The 17,161-nt window shown below is 68.5% G+C and carries 19 protein-coding genes; 4 read left to right on the forward strand and 15 right to left on the reverse strand.

Going from position 1 to position 17,161, the window contains the following annotated elements:
• Positions 1-76: 76 nt before the first annotated feature.
• Positions 77-430 (forward strand): LLM class oxidoreductase, encoded by a 354-nt coding sequence (locus NM203_RS01750; RefSeq protein WP_255057870.1) that lies wholly within the window; start codon positions 77-79, stop codon positions 428-430.
• 2 nt (positions 431-432) lie between these two features.
• Here the strand turns inward: NM203_RS01750 and NM203_RS01755 are convergent, their stop codons facing one another.
• Together NM203_RS01755 and NM203_RS01760 are read right to left on the reverse strand one after the other, a co-directional pair.
• The gene (locus NM203_RS01755; RefSeq protein WP_255057871.1) at positions 433-1,260 is read right to left on the reverse strand and encodes a TspO-related membrane protein; all 828 of its coding nucleotides are present in this window, start codon (positions 1,258-1,260) and stop codon (positions 433-435) included.
• Positions 1,257-3,341, reverse strand: a complete 2,085-nt coding sequence (locus tag NM203_RS01760; protein ID WP_255057872.1) for an MMPL family transporter — start codon at positions 3,339-3,341, stop codon at positions 1,257-1,259. Before NM203_RS01760 ends, NM203_RS01755 begins: the two co-directional genes overlap by 4 nt.
• Positions 3,342-3,390: 49 nt before the next feature.
• Here NM203_RS01760 and NM203_RS01765 point away from each other — a divergent pair, with 49 nt between their 5' ends.
• A complete protein-coding gene (locus NM203_RS01765) occupies positions 3,391-3,876 on the forward strand; it encodes a MarR family winged helix-turn-helix transcriptional regulator (protein ID WP_255057873.1) in 486 nt (161 codons plus the stop codon).
• Here NM203_RS01765 and NM203_RS01770 read toward each other — a convergent pair.
• From NM203_RS01770 to NM203_RS01795, 6 genes are read right to left on the reverse strand one after another with little or no spacing between them, the layout of a single operon-like run.
• Entirely contained in the window at positions 3,873-4,376 is a 504-nt protein-coding gene (locus tag NM203_RS01770; RefSeq protein WP_255057874.1) for an SRPBCC family protein, read from the reverse strand. The two genes, NM203_RS01765 and NM203_RS01770, sit on opposite strands and share 4 nt — an antisense overlap.
• A 19-nt stretch (positions 4,377-4,395) precedes the next feature.
• Positions 4,396-5,280, reverse strand: a complete 885-nt coding sequence (locus tag NM203_RS01775; protein ID WP_255057875.1) for an NAD(P)H-binding protein — start codon at positions 5,278-5,280, stop codon at positions 4,396-4,398.
• 24 nt (positions 5,281-5,304) lie between these two features.
• Positions 5,305-6,528, reverse strand: a complete 1,224-nt coding sequence (locus tag NM203_RS01780; protein WP_255057876.1) for a cytochrome P450 family protein — start codon at positions 6,526-6,528, stop codon at positions 5,305-5,307.
• Complete coding sequence (locus tag NM203_RS01785; RefSeq protein ID WP_255057877.1) at positions 6,525-7,130, reverse strand: TetR/AcrR family transcriptional regulator; 606 nt, start codon at positions 7,128-7,130, stop codon at positions 6,525-6,527. Before NM203_RS01785 ends, NM203_RS01780 begins: the two co-directional genes overlap by 4 nt.
• A gap of 47 nt (positions 7,131-7,177) precedes the next feature.
• The gene (locus tag NM203_RS01790) at positions 7,178-8,407 is read right to left on the reverse strand and encodes an RNA polymerase sigma factor (protein ID WP_255057878.1); all 1,230 of its coding nucleotides are present in this window, start codon (positions 8,405-8,407) and stop codon (positions 7,178-7,180) included.
• Positions 8,404-8,754, reverse strand: a complete 351-nt coding sequence (locus NM203_RS01795; protein ID WP_255057879.1) for a YciI family protein — start codon at positions 8,752-8,754, stop codon at positions 8,404-8,406. The genes NM203_RS01790 and NM203_RS01795 overlap by 4 nt, the downstream gene beginning before the upstream one ends.
• Before the next feature lie 154 nt (positions 8,755-8,908).
• Between NM203_RS01795 and NM203_RS01800 the strand changes: the two genes are divergently transcribed.
• Positions 8,909-9,268: a DUF732 domain-containing protein gene (locus tag NM203_RS01800; RefSeq protein ID WP_255058276.1), complete on the forward strand. Its 360-nt coding sequence runs from the start codon at positions 8,909-8,911 to the stop codon at positions 9,266-9,268.
• 7 nt (positions 9,269-9,275) lie between these two features.
• Here the strand turns inward: NM203_RS01800 and NM203_RS01805 are convergent, their stop codons facing one another.
• Genes NM203_RS01805 through NM203_RS01825 form a run of 5 tightly spaced genes read right to left on the reverse strand, consistent with a single transcriptional unit; the run spans position 9,276 to position 13,827 of the window.
• Positions 9,276-10,148 (reverse strand): universal stress protein, encoded by an 873-nt coding sequence (locus tag NM203_RS01805; RefSeq protein WP_255057880.1) that lies wholly within the window; start codon positions 10,146-10,148, stop codon positions 9,276-9,278.
• Positions 10,148-11,026 carry a universal stress protein gene (locus NM203_RS01810; RefSeq protein ID WP_255057881.1) on the reverse strand — a complete coding sequence of 293 codons (879 nt, stop codon included), beginning with the start codon at positions 11,024-11,026 and terminating at the stop codon, positions 10,148-10,150. Before NM203_RS01810 ends, NM203_RS01805 begins: the two co-directional genes overlap by 1 nt.
• Positions 11,026-13,065, reverse strand: a complete 2,040-nt coding sequence (locus tag NM203_RS01815; protein WP_255057882.1) for an erythromycin esterase family protein — start codon at positions 13,063-13,065, stop codon at positions 11,026-11,028. Before NM203_RS01815 ends, NM203_RS01810 begins: the two co-directional genes overlap by 1 nt.
• 16 nt (positions 13,066-13,081) lie before the next feature.
• Positions 13,082-13,354, reverse strand: a complete 273-nt coding sequence (locus tag NM203_RS01820; RefSeq protein ID WP_255057883.1) for a dsRBD fold-containing protein — start codon at positions 13,352-13,354, stop codon at positions 13,082-13,084.
• Between the two features lie 38 nt (positions 13,355-13,392).
• The gene (locus NM203_RS01825; RefSeq protein WP_255057884.1) at positions 13,393-13,827 is read right to left on the reverse strand and encodes an HSP20 family small heat-shock protein; all 435 of its coding nucleotides are present in this window, start codon (positions 13,825-13,827) and stop codon (positions 13,393-13,395) included.
• 242 nt (positions 13,828-14,069) lie between these two features.
• Here NM203_RS01825 and ctaD point away from each other — a divergent pair, with 242 nt between their 5' ends.
• Positions 14,070-15,779: an aa3-type cytochrome oxidase subunit I gene (gene ctaD / locus NM203_RS01830; RefSeq protein WP_255057886.1), complete on the forward strand. Its 1,710-nt coding sequence runs from the start codon at positions 14,070-14,072 to the stop codon at positions 15,777-15,779.
• On the opposite strand, the gene NM203_RS01835 is transcribed toward ctaD, so the two are convergent.
• Entirely contained in the window at positions 15,776-16,282 is a 507-nt protein-coding gene (locus NM203_RS01835; protein WP_255057887.1) for a GNAT family N-acetyltransferase, read from the reverse strand. The two genes, ctaD and NM203_RS01835, sit on opposite strands and share 4 nt — an antisense overlap.
• Complete coding sequence (locus tag NM203_RS01840; RefSeq protein ID WP_255057888.1) at positions 16,283-17,158, reverse strand: universal stress protein; 876 nt, start codon at positions 17,156-17,158, stop codon at positions 16,283-16,285. It lies immediately after the preceding gene.
• Positions 17,159-17,161: the final 3 nt, after the last annotated feature.

The raw sequence follows: 17,161 nt of genomic DNA on the forward strand, positions 1-17,161 counted from the left end.
CGCCCCTGAACTCGAAGATCTCGGCTACCGGACGATCTGGGTGGGGATCGGTGCCGATCCCGTAGGTGATATGAGCTTGCTCGAGCAGATGATCGCCTCGACGAGGCATGCGATCATCGCGAGCGCGATCATCGATTCGCTGTCGGCGAATGCGGTGCCCGCCGACGCGATCGTGATCGGTGCCCTGGGTACCAAGACGATCTCGCTGGCCGGCGACAGGACACTGGGGGCACACCCCTATCTCACCGTGCCCGCGCACACACGGTATGCGCGAGAAGTCATGGGCAAGAACGCTTTCCTGGCTCCCGAGCACAAGGTCGTGCTGACCGAGGACGAGAATCCCACCGCCTCGCCCGTTCAAGCCTTCAGAACCCTGGCCGAACACCGTCCGCCGCACCGGATCGAGTCGCCCGGTCGACGTGCGGGGTGAGGTCACCGGGACCGATGCCCGAGGGGATGAGCCCCGGTGCTTACCGGGTGGTGCCCGGTTCGTCCGTCACGCACCCGAAGGACCACCGCCGTCACGAGTACGAGGACCGACGCGGCTGCCGCTGCCACGGACAGCGGAACGGCGTCGTTCTGCGCGGCGCCGATCACCACCGCGACGAACGCCCACAGCACGGCCGCAACGTAGCCGAGGTCGGCGCGGACGAAGACGGTCAGCCCGAGCCCGACGAGCGTCGCGACGACGAGGACGACCGCCTGCCAGAGGTATTCGGACGGGGACCAGCCGCCGTCGATGAGGGCCGCGGCGACGTTCACGCAGACGGCGATGCTGCTCCACCCGAGGTACAGGCCCAGTGATGTCGTGGTGAGCCGCCGCAACCAGGTCGGGGTGGCCACCTGATCGGCGTGCCGGACGAGCAGTCTCATGACGTCGATCAACAGGACGACCATGACGGCGAACACGGCCACCGACAACCACAGCCAGTCCTGCGCGGCGACCAGGAGCCACGCGGTGAAGCCGGTGAAGACCACCGACACCTCGACGAGCAGCCGGGTTTCCCACGGCGCGTTCAGTCCGCGCCGGGCCACGCCGACGAACGACACGGTGCACAGCAGTGTGATGAGTCCCCAGATCGAGAAGGCGTACCCGGCGGGGGTGATCACCGCGTCGTTGGTGGCTCGCGCCGAGAGGAAGTCGCCGTAGACGCTCATGATGACCGGCGGCGTGACGAGCTGGCTCGCGGAGAGCGCGGCCGCCACCCACCGCAGTGCGCTGGTCGCCGAACGATGCTGTGGTGCAAGGTCAGTCGTCATAGCCGTGCCTCCTCGGGTGCGGGAACGGGAGCGGGATCGATTCGGTTCGGCCACCAGATGCGGGGCCCGATGATGGTGAACAGCGCCGGGATGATGACGGTGCGCACGACGAACGTGTCGAGCAGGATGCCGAGACCGACGATGATGCCGATCTGGGTGAGCACGATCAGGGGGAGCACGCCGAGGACGGCGAAGACCGCCGCGAGCACGATGCCCGCACTGGTGATCACCCCTCCCGTCGCCGACACCGCGCGGATGATCCCGCGCCGGGTGCCGTGTACCCGGCTCTCCTCCTCGGCGCGGGTGACGAGGAAGATCGTGTAGTCGACGCCGAGTGCGATGAGGAACAGCAGCGCGAAGAGGGGCGTCGTGTTGTCCAGGGCGGGGAAGCCGAAGACGTGCACGCTGACCCAACCGCCCAGGCCCAACGCCGCCAGTGCGCTGAGCACGGTGACGGCGACGAGGATCAGCGGCGCCAACGCCGCGCGCAGCAGGACGTACAGCACCGCCAAGACGACGGCGAGGATCGCCGGGATCACGACGCGTTGGTCGCGTTGGGCGGCATCGCGGGCGTCGAGGGCCTGGGCGTCGGAGCCGCCGACCAGTGCGCCGGGGTCGACGCCCCGCACGTTGTCGCGCAACGCCGTCACCGTGTCGAACGCCTCCGCCGACGCCGGCGCCGCGTCGACGACCGCCGAGAGTTGAACCCGGCTTCCGTCGGTCGAGGTTCCGCCGGGGGTGACGGACACGACGCCGGGGGTCGCCGCGATCGCGGCCTGCAACTCGTTCACGCGGTCGGCGCGACCGATGACCCTGGTGGGATCGGACAGCCCGCCGGGAAAGTGCGCAGCCAGGGTGTCGTAGGCCGTCACCGATTCGGCTTTCACCCGGAACTGATCCGTCTGCGACAGTCCCGTGGGCGTGACGAGCACTCCGATGCCCAACACGGCGAGTGCGGCGATCGAGACGGTTGCGACCCGACCGGCGTGCCGGCTGACCCAGTCGGCGACGCGGTACCACGCGCCGAGTTCCTCGGCGGCGTGGTGGGACCGCCGGGGGATGAAGGGCCAGAACAGGCGTGGGCCGAACAGGGCCAGTAGCGGTGGCAGTGCGGCGAGGACGAACAGCGCGGCCACGACGAGGCCCGCCGCCGCCTGAGCGCCGAGGCTCCGGGTGGACGGCACCACCGCCAGTAACAGGGTCAGCAGTGCGAGCACGACGGTGGCGTTGCTCGCCAGGATCGCCGGACCGGCGTTCCGGACGGCGGTGCGCAGGGCCGTGCGGTGATCGTCGGAGTGCGACAGTTCCTCGCGGTACCGGGAGATGAGCAGCAGCGCGTAGTTGGTGCCCGCGCCGAACACCAGCACGCTGGTGATGCCGGCGGTGGACCCGTCTCCGCCGAGTCCGGTGGCCGTGGTGACGACCCCGCCGAGGGCGGTGGCCGCGCGGTCGGCGAGTGCTATCACCAGCAGTGGCACCAGCCAGAGGGTCGGTGACCGGTACGTGACGATGAGCAGCAACGCCACGACGGCGGCGGTGACCGCGAGCAGCGTTACGTTGGCCCCCGAGAAGGAGTTCGCGATGTCGGCGCCGAACGCCGGTCCGCCGGTGATCTGCACTTGCAGGCCGCCGGGGGCGTTCTCGGCCGCGGCCGTGCGCAGCGCGGTGATGCGGTCGCTGAGGTCGAAGCCCGTGAGTCCGGCGTCGACGGGTATCACGGCGAGCGCTGCGACCCCGTCCTGCGAGGTGGTGAGCGGGGGACCGGCGGGCACCCCCGTCACGGCCAGCGCGCGCTGCCGTGCCGCGTCGGCAGCGGCGAGATCGTCGGGGGTCAGCGCCGCCCCGTCGTCCCTGGAGGCCACCAGGATGACGGGAGCGGTGTCGCCGCCGGGAAAGTCCTTGGCGGCCAGGGCCGCTCGAGCAGCCTCCGCCGATGCGGGGATGGGAACCGGCGAGGCGCTCGCGGAGGCGTTCTCGCCGGCCAGGCCTATCATCGCGCCGGCGGCGATCAGCAAAGTTACGGTGATCAGCCATGACCATCGGGCGGTGACGACGTCGGCGAAGCGATTCCACGACAGCATGCGCCCACTATAGTAAGATTCTTAACGATTAATCAACTTAAGGAAGTTCATGGCGGCCGACAGCCCGAGTGGGAAGCGCAGAGCGCACGAGTTGATCGTGTCCGACGTGCAGGCCCTGTCCGCCGAATCCGATCAGTTGGGCCGTACCTTCTCGGCCCAACACGACCTCAGCGTGAACGACTTCCACGCCCTCCTGCACGTTATGGTGGCCGAGGCGCAGGGAGCGCCGCTCACGCAACGCGAGCTCAGTGAACGCGTCGACGTCTCGGGGGCGGCCGTCACCTATCTGGTCGACCGGATGGTCAAGTCGGGACACCTTCGCCGCGAGCCGCACTCGAGCGACAGGCGGAAGGTCGTGCTCCGCTACGCCGACCACGGCAGCGACGTCGCGCGAGCGTTCTTCACGCCGCTGTCCGAACACACCGAGACGGCGCTGCAGGACTTCACCGTGGCCGACCTGGAGACCGCACATCACGTGATGGCCGCCGTCATCGAGGCGATGAGACGGTTCCGCACCGGACTACGCGAGCCTTAGCTCGACGTCGAACCTCGACCACCGGCCTCGGCGAGCTCCTTGATTCCGGCCAGGGTCGCGGTCATTCCGCGCTCGAACTGTGACAGTCGGTTGGCCACGATGTCGTCGCGCCGGTGCGGCTCGCGAGCCACCAGCATCGACACCCCCGAGCGTCCGGGGCCGATGCACGCCGTGTAGCGCACGTCGGTCTCAGCGCCGTCGGCGACCAACTCGAAACGCCATGTGGCAGCGGGCTCCTCGGGGTTGCCCACCGCCCACGCCAGCACTCGTGGTGGCTCGCACTCCACGATGTGCGACTGCGTCGTCCACGTTCCCATCAACGGATGGGTGTTGGTGCCGGCGAATCGTGCTCCGACCCGAACCGAGTCGCCGTCGATCCACTGCACCGACTGCAGTTCGTCGCTGAATCTCGGCAGCAGTTCGATGTTCGACACCAGTTCCCACAGCTGGACTGCGGGCGCCGCGATGCGTGCGCTGACGCTCACGCTGGGCTCGGCCACGAGCTCGACCGTACCGGCGTCAGGTCCACTTCTCGTCGTGCCATCTCCAGGCGCTGTCACGCAGGAACTCGGCGAGGTCGCGTGGCGGCCGGCCCAGCAGGTTCTGGACGTCGGGGGTGATCTGCTGGTTTCCCCCCAACCGAGTCAGCGTGTACACCGCCGTCATGAATCCGATGGTGTCCCAGCCGACGCCACGCCGACGCAGGCGCCGCGCGAACGCGACCACGTTGGGATCGGTGTAGCGGACCGGGTAGCCGAGCGCGTCGGTGAGTTCATCGGCGACCCGGGTCATGGGGAGCGCCTCCGGGCCGGTGAGGTGGTGAACCACGTTGCGGTGTCCGTCGGGGTTCTGCAGGGCGAGCGCCGCGACGGCGGCTGCATCGCGGGCGTCGATGAACGTCGTGAGTCCTGTTCCGGCGGGGATGAACAGCTCGCCGCGTTCGCGGATGTCGACGCCGTGGGTGGAGATCGCGCGGTGCAGGTTCTGCATGAAGAAGCTGCACCGAAGAACGGTGTAGGTCATACCGCCGGTTCGCAACGCCGCTTCGACCGTGTGGTGCGGGATGAAACGAACGCGGTCGGCGCCGAACACCGACACGTAGACGACGTGTCGGACTCCGGCGGTTTCGGCCGCTGAGATGAACGGGACGATCGCGCGTCGTGCCGCCCGGTTGCCCGGCAGTGGGAAGAGCAGGAAGAGCGACGTGACACCGGCCAGCGCGTGAGGCCACGTCGAGCGGTCGAAGAAGTCGAAGGCGACCGCCTCGGCTTTCAGGGTCGGGTGCTGCGCCCGCAGCGCGTCGGGATGCCTGTTACCGACCCGCCAGTGCGGGAGAGTCGCCCCGTCGAGCAGTTCGACCAACTCGGCGCCGACGTTTCCGGTCGGGCCCGTGATGAGCAACACGGTTCTGTCTACCAGTACGGGGGCTCAGCCGAAGGCGACCGGCAGGGACCGCAGGCCGCGTAGTACCAACCCGCCCCGCCACTCCAGCTTCTCGGGGTTCACGGCAAGCGTCAGGCCGGGTGCTCGGTGCAGGAGTGCGGTGATGGCGATCCGGGCCTCCATTCTCGCCAGCGGCGCGCCCAGACAGTAGTGCGCGCCGCGGCCGAAGGACAGGTGCCTGTTCTCGACGCGGCCGATGTCGAGCTGGTCCGGCGACTCGAACCGGGCGTGATCGCGGTTGGCCGATGCCAGCACCGCCAGCACCAACGAGCCCTGCGGGATCCGGGCACCCCCGATCGAGATGTCCTCGCGGGCGTACCGCTGGGTCGCCGTCTCCGCGGGAACCACGAACCGCGCGAGTTCCTCGACCCCGGTCCCCGCCACTGTGGCGTCCGCCCGCCACCGTGCCAACTGGGCGGGGTGGTCGAGCAGCGCCAGGGTGCCGCTGGCGATCAGGTTGACCGTGGTCTCGTGGCCGGCGGTCAGCAGCAGCACCACCATCGCCAGGATCTCATCGGCCGTCAACCTGTCGTCGCCCTCGCGCACCGACACCATCGCGCTGATCAGATCGTCGCGCGGGTTCTGTGCCTTGTCCTCGATGAGCCGTCGCACGTACCCGAGGAATCGCAGAATCGACGGTACGGCCGTGGCGGGGAATCGGCGCTGGGGACCGTGGATGAGCGCGGTGGACCACCGGGAGAACCGCGGTGTGTCGTGTTCCGGTACCCCCAGGATTCCCGCGATGAGCGCCGTGGCCAGCGGCAGTGCGAAATCGGAGACGACGTCCATGCCGCCGCGATCGGCGGCCGTGTCGAGCAGATCGTCTGCGCGCGTGAGGATCTGGTCGGACAGGTGCTCGATGCGCCGCGGCGTGAAGGCTCTCCGCGCGAGACCTCGTAACCTGTCGTGTTCGTCGCCGTCCAGGCTGAGCAGACCACGCTCGAGTGATGCCAGGAAGCGCGGCATGTTGCGCACGGTGCGCGCCTGCTCCGGCGGGACGGCGTTGCGCCTGTCCTTGACCAGCCGGTCGTCGACGAGCGCAGCGGCCACGTCGTCGTATCGGGTGATCAACCACGCGGGGCCGAACCGGCCCGCGTCGACTCGGAGCACCGGCGCCTCGGCGCGCATCCGGGCGTAGTACGGGAAGGGATTGGCCCTGAACGCCGATGACGTCACGTCGATGCGGTCCAAGGCCGCGGGCGGAGTCACGACCGCTCCTCGGAGAACGCGGGAGCGAGAACGGCGAAGGCGCGTGCGACGTGGGTGCCCGGTTGGCCGCGTCCACCGCGCGCCGCCCACGTTTCGAGTCCGACGCGCGCGGCGGTGATGCACGAGCCCGCCATCAGCTCGGCCGTCATCCGGTCGGAGACGCGGCCGCCTAAGCGGCGGGCTACGGCATCGGCCAACTCCCGCAGGAAGACCGTGAACCTGCCGAGCTGATGCGCCTGCAGTTGTCGATCGGACGCCTGTAACGACATGAAGCGCAACAGGTCGGGGCTCTCCCGGTGAGCGCGCGCGATGTCGGTGACGAAGAGCTCCGACAGTGCCGCCCAGGTCGAAGCGCGGTCACCCCGTGCCAGTTCGGCCAGTTGATCTGCATCGACGACGAACACGTCGAGAGCGGCGGCGTCCTCCTTACTGTCGAAGTAGTTGAAGAACGTCCGAGTCGAGACTCCCGCCCGTGCCGCGATCTGCTCCACCGTCACCTCGCTGAGCCCGGCGGCCACACCGAGTTCGAGTGTCGCCTCGCGTAGCGCGTGCCGGGTGGCCCGCTTGTTTCGCGCTCTGCCGTCTTCCAGCGGTGCTGTCATGGTCTCCATAGTTGCACGCACTGCAACTTGCAGCAAGTGCAAATGGATCAGGACAATGCCAGGGTCCACTCGGCGATGAGACGCCGGCGATGGGCCGCTTCCGGTGCGTTCACCGCGCTGGTGAGCGATGCCGTCATCGCGGTGACGGCGTCGCCGAAACGGCCCGTCCTGGCGAGCAACTCGCCGCGAACAGCGTGCCATCGATGATCGTCGACTCCCGGCTCGTCGTCCTCCAACTCCGCCAGTCCCGCTTCGGGACCGAACAACTCGGCGACTGCCACCGTTCTCGCCAGCCGCGCGGCCGAGCTCGGGTGCACCTCGATGAGCAGGTCGTAGAGCCGCACCACCTCGGCCCAGTCGGTTTCGGGGTAGGAGGGAGCGATCGCGTGCTCGGCGGCGATGGCAGCCTGGAGCTGGTAGGCGTCGGCGATACCGTCGGTGCGCCGAAGCGAGTCGTCCAACAGCCGGCGGCCCTCGCCGATCATCGCGGTGTCCCACGCGTCACGGTTCTGGTCGGCCAGCGGGACCGGGTCGCCGTTGCCGTCCGTGCGGGCGCGCCGCCGGGCCTCGGTGAGCAGCAGCAGTGACAGCACCGCCATGGGCATGGCCTCGTCGGGCATGAGCGCGCAGACCAACCGGGCGAGTCGGACTGCTTCCCGGCAGCCGTCGACGTCGGTGAGTCCGGCGTGTCCCGATGCCGTGTGTGCGCTGGTGTAGGCGCTGTGGAGCACCGCGCACACCGCGGAAAGGCGCTGCGGCAGCTCGCTATCCGATGGAACCTGGTAGGGGATACCGGCCTTGGCGATCTTCGCTCTGGTGCGTGTGAGTCGTTTGGCGACGGCGGATTCCGTGGTGAGTAGCACCGCGGCCAGCTCAGCGTTGCTGAGCCCGCACAGGGTCCGGAGTGCCAGTGTGACAGCGGATTCCAATGACAGCGCCGGATGGGTGCAGGTGAACATGAGGCGGAGCATGTCGTCGTGCACGACGTGCTCCGGCGGCTCGCCGAGATCCAGGTGCACTGCCTCACGCTCCCTGGTTGTTCGCACCGACTCGCGGCGCAGCGCGTCGATGGCGGCGCGTTTCGCCGTCACGGTCAACCAGGCCCGCGGCGAGTCGGGTACGCCGCTGACGGGCCACTGCCGCATCGCGCGGATCGCCGCCTCCTGCACGGCGTCCTCTGCGAGCTGCAGGTCGCCGAGGATCCGGACGAGGGTGGCCAGGATGCGGGCGCCCTCGGTCCGGATCACCTCGGCGAGCTCGCGAGAGGCGTCGGTCATCCGCCGAAGTCGATGACGGGGCGAACCTCGACCGCTCCGTTCCAGGCCGCGGGGATGTCGGCGACGATGCGCACTGCCTCGTCGAGATCGGCCGCGTCGATGAGGTAGAAGCCCGTCAGAGCCTCCTTCGTCTCGGCGTACGGCCCGTCGCTGAGTACGACGTCGCCACCGCGGGCTCCTCGCACTCGGACCGTGGTCGCGGTGCTGGTGGGGTGAAGCGCGGCACCGCCGCGGATGGTGTCCGCGTGGGTGGCACCGAACTGGCCGTACTCGGCCATCTCGGCGGCCTGTTCGGGAGCCGACCAGTCGACATCGGCGGTGTAGATGATTGCGGCGTACTGAGGCATGACTGCTCCTTCTATTCGACGGATGCCCGAAATGGGATCTCATCAAGAAGACGAACGGCCCGCACCCGAAAAGGACACCAGGGGCGTTCGGAGTTTCACGACGCCCGACGCCCGAGCCGGTAACAGTCGGCCTGTGGACGACGAAGACCACACCATGAAGCGAATCCACACCGCGCTCGTCGCATCGCTGGCTGCGGCCGCTGCCGCCACCGCCCTCGCCGCTCCCGCCCAGGCCGATCCGTCCGACCAGTTCCTGTCCGACCTGGCGGGTGCCGGGCTGGGCGACATCGATCCGGGGATGGCGACGTCCGTCGGGCAGCAGGTGTGCCCGATGCTCGCCGAACCGGGTCAGCAGTTGGCCGACGTCGCAGGTGAGGTGTCCGGTGCGCTGGGCCGCCCGCTCGGTCCCGCCACGATGTTCACCGGACTCGCGATAACGATGTTCTGCCCCGGCGCGGTCGCCTCGCTCGCCAATGGCGACATGCCGCTCCCGCTGGATCTGCTCGGAATCTGAGGCGGGCTCAACGCCCGTGAGCGACGATCACGGGGATGCTCGCCGATTGAACGACGGCGTGGCTCACCGAACCGAGCAGCACGCCCGTGACGCCGCCGTATCCGTGACTGCCGACGACGATGAGCTGCACCGGTTCCGGGAACTCGACGAGGCGGCGGGCCGGCTGATCGCGCACGACGGCGCGGCGCATGGTGACCGCCGGGTACCGACGTTGCCACGGCGCCAACTGCTCGCCGAGCCAGGTGTCGAGATCGCCGGCGAGTTCGTGGAAGGCGGTATCGGAGAACTCCCACGCGCCGGGTGCCCACCACGCGTGGAGCGCGATGAGGTCGACTCCGCGCAGCGATGCCTCGAGGCATGCGATCTCGAGGGCGTGTTCCGAGGATCGTGAGCCGTCGACGCCGACGAGCACCGGAGCGGTGTCGAACGTGTCGATCCGGGAGCCGTCCTGGTGGACGACGGCAACCGGGCAGCGGGCGTCGTGCAGTACCCCGCTACTCACCGAGCCGAGCAGTGCGCGCGAGAACGCACCACTGCCCGAGCGTCCCACCACCAGCAGGTCGGCGCGTGCGGGAAGGTCGACCAGAGCGGGCACCGCTGCACCGGGATGCAGGACGGTGGATACCTGTAGGGAGCCGTCCGTACAGTCCTTCGCCAGTCCGGTCGCGTCATCCAGGATCTGTTGCGCCGACTCCCGCGCCCCGTCGAGGACGTCGACGGGGACCGGCGTCACCACCCACGAACCGGCGATCGGCGGAATCGCGGTCACGATGGTGAGCGGCACGTCGCGCACGGCCGCGTCGCGGGCGGCCCACCGCACCGCACCGAGGGCGGAGGGCGATCCGTCGACACCGACGACCACGCCGGCTCGGGCGGGCATCACCGCTCCCCGTGTGCGTGACACACCATGACCGGAATATGGCTGTGGTGCAACATGTTCAAGCTGGTCGACCCGAGCATCACGGAGGCGACGGTGCTTCGCCAGTGATTGCCGACCACGACCAACTGCGCCCCGTCGCTGTGCTTCAGCAGAGCGGAGCCCGGCTTGGACTCCTCGACGACGCAGGCCACGTCGACGTCGGGATAGCGCGTCCGCCAGGGTGCGACGGCGTTCTCGAGAAACGACGACTCGGCCGCCGCCACGGCGTCCCAGTCGACGAAGTACGGCAGGGCGGAGCGTTCGGCCTGTTGCTTCACCGTCCACGCGTGTACCGCCCGTACGGGAGCGCCCAGGTGGGCGGCGTAGTGGAACGCCGTGGCGAGGGCGGCCTGCCCTGCGGGTGTGGCGTCGAGGCCCACCACGACGGGCCGGGTGTCCGGCTCGGCGATGTCGCGCCACACCACCACGGGGCACGAGGCGTGTGTCGCAACAGCCAGTGACGTCGCGCCCATCAGCAGCGCGGCCGTCGGACTCACGTCGTCGCAGCCGACGACCACGAGCGATGCGCTCTTGCTCGCGCGGATCAGGGTCTCCTCGGCTGTCTCCCAGACGAATTCGGTACTCGTCGACACGGCGGGGCAGTGCTGGTGAACCACTTCCTCGGCACGCGCGAGCACCCGCGTAGCGGCGTCCTCCTGGGCGTCGGGGGCCGAGGCGCGGATGGCGACGACGGCCGCCTCCGAGATGTGGTGTCCGGTACCGGGCAGCGAATGCAGCAGTCGCAGAGGGACACCGAGCCGCGAGGCCATGGCAGCGGCCCAGCACGCCGCGCCCGTACTGCTCGTCGATCCGTCGACCCCGACGACGATCTCGGCCATCACAAGCCGCTCGGGTAGGTCTCGGGGGTCTGCCCCGCGTACCGCACGCTGATCGGTTCCAGAGGCGTCAGCGCGCTCGTGACGTCGATGTGGATGAGGGCGTCGTACTGGTCGGCGGGCCGTACGTGGAAGTAGTGGCTGTGTCGCTCCGTTTCGGGCCGGTAGATCACGCCGATGGCTCGGTGCAGCCGAACGCCGTTCAGTACGTCACCGGCCTCACGCGGCCCGCTCTGATCCATCCGGACGAGGAACGACGGTTCACCGGTGTCGTGGAGGAGCTCCTCCAGGCTTCCCGGTAATCCGGGCCGCACCGTCTTGCACTCCGACGGCCCGCCCCAGTCGCTGGCGGCGGTGACGGTGCCCCGATGGGTGGTGAATCCGATGAGCCGACATGCGCCCCTGACGCGTCCCCGGACGAGTTGGCCGAGCGTCTGCTGGCCGTCGCTCCCCAATTCGCTCGCGCGGGCGTCGCCGACGTGCGAATTATGGGCCCACACCACGATTCTGGTCGATCCGGTGGCACCGCTCCGCTCGTCGAGGTGGCGTCGCAGAGCATCCAGGGTGTCGGCCATGTGGGTGTCGCGGAGATTCCACGACTCCACCCGCCCGCGGAACATGGCGCGGTAGTACGCCTCCGCATCGCGTACGGTCGCCGCGTTCTGTGTCGCACAGAACAACTCGTCCTCGGCCAGCGCGCCGTCGCGGTGCAGGAACGCCATGCGGTTGCGCTGCAATTCGACGAGCTGGCTGACGGCCTGCCGCTCGCACGATTCACCGGCCCCGAATGCGGCGGCGTACCCGTAGGCCTGGCCGTCCTCGCCGGACGTGTGGTCGAAACACGCGTAGCGGTGGCGGGCCCTCGTCGCCGCGACGGGGTCGACGGTGTCGAGGTAGTCGACGACGGCCTGCATCGAGCGGTGCAGGCTGTAGAGATCGAGGCCGTAGAAACCCGCCTGTGACGACGCCTCGCGCCCCTGGTTGTGCTCACGCAGCCAGTCGACGAAGTCACGGACCACGTCGTTGCGCCACATCCACGCGGGAAACCGTTCGAATCCGCCGAGCGCCTCGTCGGCGGTGCGATCCTCGCTCCGGCCGCGCACGAAGCGGTTGACCCGGTATGCGTCGGGCCAGTCGGCTTCGGCGGCGACCGCGGTGAAGCCCTTGTGTTCGATGAGCCAGCGGGTGATCTCGGCGCGGGCGCGATAGAACTCGTGAGTGCCGTGTGAGCTCTCGCCGATCAGCACGACTCGGGCATCGCCGATCAGATCGTCGAGTACCTCGGGTGCCGGTACGCCGCCCGGAGCGGGAATGGCGATGCGGCGCAAGGCCTCTGGTGCGCGGTGCTGTGGCGTCGCCGGGCCCGATGCCGGGCGCGTCGGAGTGCCCAGCAGCTTGCGGACCTCGCCGTCGGTCACTTGCGTGAAGTCCCAGTACGACGCACCGACCGCCAGGAAGGGCGTCGGCATCGACGCGCAGACGAAGTCGTCCACCATCGCCGCGAACTCCCGACAGGTCGACTCCGGGGCCGCGGGCACGGCGATCACCACGTGTGCGGGCTCGTGCTCGCGGATGGCGAGAACGGCGGCCAGCATGCTGGACCCCGTGGCGAGGCCGTCATCGACGAGGATCACCGTCTTGCCCGCCAGTTCGAGCGGCGGCCGGTCACCCCGGTACGCCCCTTCCCGCCGGATCAGTTCCCGCGCTTGCTCTTCGACGATCTGCCTGAGCCGTCCCGGCGACACCTTAAGCCCCCGGACGACGTCGTCGTTGACCACCGTGCGTCCCCCGCTGGCGATGGCCCCCATGGCGAATTCCTCGTGTCCGGGGACGCCGAGCTTGCGGACCACGAAGCAGTCCACGGGCGCAGCCAGTGCGCGGGCGACTTCCCAGGCCACCGGGACGCCACCGCGGGCGAGTCCGAGCACGATCACGTCGTCGCGGTCCCGATAGGCGCCGAGCAACTCGCCGAGCACTCTGCCGGCTTCGTAGCGGTCGCGGAACACCGCGGCGCTCGCGCTGTGTACCGGACTGTGAGTCATCGTCAGCTCCCGTCGTTCACGCGGACCGCACGGTCGCGATGGCTTCGATGTCGATAGCGGCGTCGGTGAACAGTTGGCGCACCACGTGGGACAGTGCGCGGGCCAGTGCCAGCTTCTCGCCGACGCGGCGTTCGGCCTCGTCGTCGGCGTCGAGTCGCGAGAGCCCGCGGCCGACGACGGTGGTCCCGTTCCAGTGCACCCGCGCCACGGCACGGTTGTGGTGGTTGTACTCGTCGAAGACGATCGTCACCACGGGGTCGTCGCCGTGGCGAGGTGAGCTGGTGGGCATGTCGTTCCTGTCCTGGCGGGTCGCGATCGTCTGTCGCGTTACTCGGAGCCGGTCACCTGGATGCGCTTCTCGGCGGGCTGCGCATCCGAAACCGCCACGGAGACCGTGAGGATGCCCTTCTCGTAGGTTGCGGTGATGTCGTTCTCGTCGGCGCCGACCGGCAGACCGATCGTGCGTACGAACGAGCCGTAGCTGAACTCCGAGCGTCCGTTGCCCTCGCTCTTCTCCGTGCGCTCCGCCTTGATGGTCAGCTGGCCGTCGCGCACCGTCACGTCGACGTCCTTGGCGGGGTCGATGCCCGGCATCTCGGCTCGGACTTCGTAGCGGCCGTCCTTCATCTCGTCCTCCAGTCGCATGAGCCGGCTGTCGAGCGCGGGCCGCAAACCTCCGAACGACGGGAACGCGGAGAGGAGATCGGCGAACTCGGGAAGCAGTGAATGTCCGCGGCGATGGACGGGAAGTGTGCTTGCCATGGTTTTCCTCCAATGTTTCTCGCTATTCGCGCCGTATCCGACACGTCGATCCGACCACTGGCCTCAGGTCACGGGTAGGGGCCGAAGTCCCCCAACGCGAGGTCGTTCGTCGCGGGACCTAGGACCACGTCTCAAGGAGTGACTTTCGTCCCTAGCTGAGGCGATTCGCGCGCTGCAGAGTCGGGTGTTCGTGCAACGACTCTGGAGGCCGAGATGCCGAATCACGTTCGACGGGGGTGCGAGTGGTAGCCGAAGCGCCGGCGCCGCCGGAGCTCAAGGCCCGCCGTCCTTTTCCGGCCCGCCTCGGCCCCAGGGGCAACCTGATCTACAAGCTCGTCACGACGACCGACCACAAGCTGATCGGGATCATGTACTGCGTCGCCTGCTTCGCCTTCTTCATGGTCGGCGGTTTGATGGCGCTGTTCATGAGGATGGAGTTGGCCTCATCGGGACTGCAGTTCCTGTCCAATGAGCAGTACAACCAGCTGTTCACCATGCACGGCACGGCGATGCTGCTGTTCTACGCCACGCCCATCGTGTTCGGCTTCGCCAACCTGGTGCTACCACTGCAGATCGGGGCGCCCGACGTCGCGTTTCCGCGGCTGAACGCGCTGTCGTTCTGGCTCTTCGTGTTCGGCGCGCTCATCGCGCTGAGCGGATTCATCACGCCCAGTGGCGCTGCAGATTTCGGCTGGACCGCGTACCCGCCGCTGTCCGGCATCGAGCACAGTCCCGGTCCGGGTGCCGACCTGTGGATTCTCGGGCTCGGAGTGGGCGGACTCGGCACGATCCTCGGCGCGGTGAACATGATCACCACGGTCGTCTGCCTGCGCGCGCCGGGAATGACGATGTTCCGGATGCCGATCTTCACCTGGACCATCTTGGTGACGTCGATCCTGGTGCTACTCGTGTTCCCGCTTCTGACGTCGGCGCTGCTGGCGCTGGCCGCGGACAGACACCTGGGGGCACACATCTACGACCCCGCCAACGGCGGCGCCATCCTCTACCAGCACCTGTTCTGGTTCTTCGGGCACCCCGAGGTGTACGTCATCGCACTGCCGTTCTTCGGGATCATCAGCGAGGTCGTGCCGGTGTTCAGCCGCAAGCCGATCTTCGGCTACACCACGCTCGTCTACGCCACCATCGCCATCGCGGCGCTGTCGATGGCGGTGTGGGCGCACCACATGTACGCCACCGGCGCAGTACTCCTGCCGTTCTTCTCGTTCATGACGTTCCTCATCGCGGTGCCGACCGGGATCAAGTTCTTCAACTGGATAGGCACGATGTGGAAGGGCCAGTTGACGTACGAGACGCCGATGCTCTTCGCCGTGGGATTCATGGTGACTTTCCTCCTCGGTGGTCTGTCCGGCGTGCTGTTGGCCAGCCCCCCGTTGGACTTCCACGTCACGGACAGCTACTTCGTGGTCGCGCACTTCCACTACACCCTCTTCGGCACCATCGTGTTCGCCACCTATGCGGGCATCTACTTCTGGTTCCCGAAGATGACCGGCCGGCTGCTCGACGAGCGGTTGGGCAAGCTGCACTTCTGGCTGACGTTCATCGGCTTTCACACCACGTTTCTGGTGCAGCACTGGCTGGGTGACGAGGGTATGCCGCGCCGCTACGCCGATTACCTCCCGTCGGACGGATTCACGGGTCTGAACGTGATCTCCACGGCGGGGGCGTTCCTGCTCGGCATCGCGATGCTGCCGTTCGTGTGGAACGTGTTCAAGAGCTGGCGCTACGGCGAACCCGTCGTCGTGGACGACCCGTGGGGTCACGGCAACTCGCTGGAGTGGGCCACCAGCTGTCCGCCGCCGCGGCACAACTTCACCGAACTGCCCCGAATCCGTTCGGAGCGGCCGGCATTCGAGCTGCACTACCCGCACATGGTCGAACGTATGCGCGTCGAGGCGCACGCGGGTCGAAGTGCTTCCGGAGACGAGAGCTAGGAGAGCGCGTCCAGATCGACGTCGATGTCGAACACCGAGCCGTCGCGGTGCCAGGTGACCGGCACGTGTGCGTCGTTGATCACTCGGCGCATGTCGTGGTTCTCGGCCAGAACGTCGGCGACCAGGTGGTGTTCGCCGTTGCGGCGTGCGATGTCGAAGAGGTGGGCGAGCAGTGCCGTGCCGATGCCGCGATCGTGCTGGTCGTGCGCGACCACGAGCGCGACTTCGGCGCGACCGGCGGCGGGCAGCGGCGTGTAGTTCGCCACCCCGACCAGTTCGCCGTGATCGAACGCCCCGAGCGAGACACCCTCAGCCGCGGATGCGGTCACGGAGTCGGCCCATTGCGGCATGTATCGCGGATGGGCCGTGAAGAATCGCAGGTACTTCTCCTCGCCGGACAGCGAATCTGCCAGTCCGAGAACGGAATCGACGTCTTCAGGACACAGCGGGCGAACTAGCGCGTGCGTCCCGTCGCGCAGGGTGACCGTTCGGCCGGCGGACATTCAGGCCCCCCGTGTAATGATCACCGGAACATCGACGCCCTCGGCGACCGCCGTCGCCACTGACCCGAGAAGCATGGTCGCTGCGGCACCGCGACCGCGGCTACCCACCACGACCAGACTGGCCCCGCGCGCTTCCGCCTTCAGTGCGTGCGCGGGCTCGTCGCAGTGCACACGTCGCTCGATCTTCACGTCGGGATAGTGCTCCTGCCATCCGGCGAGACGCTCCGCCAGGACTTCGGTTGCCGTCGTGCGATAGTCGTGCCAGTCCATGCCGAGCAGTGGGATGACTCCGACGTCGCTCCACGCGTGGAGCGCGATCAGCCCGACTCCACGGCGCGAGGCCTCGTCGAAGGCGGTTGCGGTGGCGTGTTCGGACGCCGATGAGCCGTCGATGCCGACGAGGACCGGCTTGTTCGAGCGTGTTTCGTCGTAGCCATGCACGACCGCGACCGGGCATCGGGCGCGGCAGCTGACCGCCGCGCTCACCGATCCGAGTCTGCGTCCTCCGACCGACCCGTGAAACCTACTGCCCACCACCAGCATGACGGCGTTGCTCGACAGCTCGGTGAGCTTCGTAACCGGTGCGCCGAAGCGCACCGTCGCGCTGATGCGATCGGCGTCGAGACCGGTGGTCGACGTGATCTCGCACTTGGTGTCGGCGAGTAGCTGTCGGGCAAGGTGGCTCCGCCAGCGGTGTATTCTCGCCCGCAGCCGCGGATCCTGCTCGTCGATCAGCACGGGGGCGAGGACGTGCACGAGCGTCAGCCGATGCCCGTGTCGCAGTGCTTCGTCGGCCGCCCATCGGGTGGCGTCTCCGTCCACTCGTGCGGAGTCAACGGCGACGACGACGCCCGCCTCATCGCGGTCGTTGATCATATT

Origin of the sequence: Mycolicibacterium arenosum (assembly GCF_024320865.1) — a bacterium.
Classification (GTDB): Bacteria; Actinomycetota; Actinomycetes; order Mycobacteriales; family Mycobacteriaceae; genus Mycobacterium; species Mycobacterium arenosum.

Bases quoted from the DNA above. Each gene is read 5' to 3' on its own strand.
- NM203_RS01755 (WP_255057871.1), bottom strand. From the start codon at position 1,260: ATGACGACTGACCTTGCACCACAGCATCGTTCGGCGACCAGCGCACTG.
- NM203_RS01760 (WP_255057872.1), bottom strand. From the start codon at position 3,341: ATGCTGTCGTGGAATCGCTTCGCCGACGTCGTCACCGCCCGATGGTCA.
- NM203_RS01765 (WP_255057873.1), top strand. From the start codon at position 3,391: ATGGCGGCCGACAGCCCGAGTGGGAAGCGCAGAGCGCACGAGTTGATC.
- NM203_RS01785 (WP_255057877.1), bottom strand. From the start codon at position 7,130: ATGACAGCACCGCTGGAAGACGGCAGAGCGCGAAACAAGCGGGCCACC.
- NM203_RS01790 (WP_255057878.1), bottom strand. From the start codon at position 8,407: ATGACCGACGCCTCTCGCGAGCTCGCCGAGGTGATCCGGACCGAGGGC.
- NM203_RS01795 (WP_255057879.1), bottom strand. From the start codon at position 8,754: ATGCCTCAGTACGCCGCAATCATCTACACCGCCGATGTCGACTGGTCG.
- NM203_RS01800 (WP_255058276.1), top strand. From the start codon at position 8,909: ATGAAGCGAATCCACACCGCGCTCGTCGCATCGCTGGCTGCGGCCGCT.
- NM203_RS01805 (WP_255057880.1), bottom strand. From the start codon at position 10,148: ATGCCCGCCCGAGCCGGCGTGGTCGTCGGTGTCGACGGATCGCCCTCC.
- NM203_RS01810 (WP_255057881.1), bottom strand. From the start codon at position 11,026: ATGGCCGAGATCGTCGTCGGGGTCGACGGATCGACGAGCAGTACGGGC.
- NM203_RS01815 (WP_255057882.1), bottom strand. From the start codon at position 13,065: ATGACTCACAGTCCGGTACACAGCGCGAGCGCCGCGGTGTTCCGCGAC.
- NM203_RS01820 (WP_255057883.1), bottom strand. From the start codon at position 13,354: ATGCCCACCAGCTCACCTCGCCACGGCGACGACCCCGTGGTGACGATC.
- NM203_RS01825 (WP_255057884.1), bottom strand. From the start codon at position 13,827: ATGGCAAGCACACTTCCCGTCCATCGCCGCGGACATTCACTGCTTCCC.
- NM203_RS01835 (WP_255057887.1), bottom strand. From the start codon at position 16,282: ATGTCCGCCGGCCGAACGGTCACCCTGCGCGACGGGACGCACGCGCTA.
- NM203_RS01840 (WP_255057888.1), bottom strand. From the start codon at position 17,158: ATGATCAACGACCGCGATGAGGCGGGCGTCGTCGTCGCCGTTGACTCC.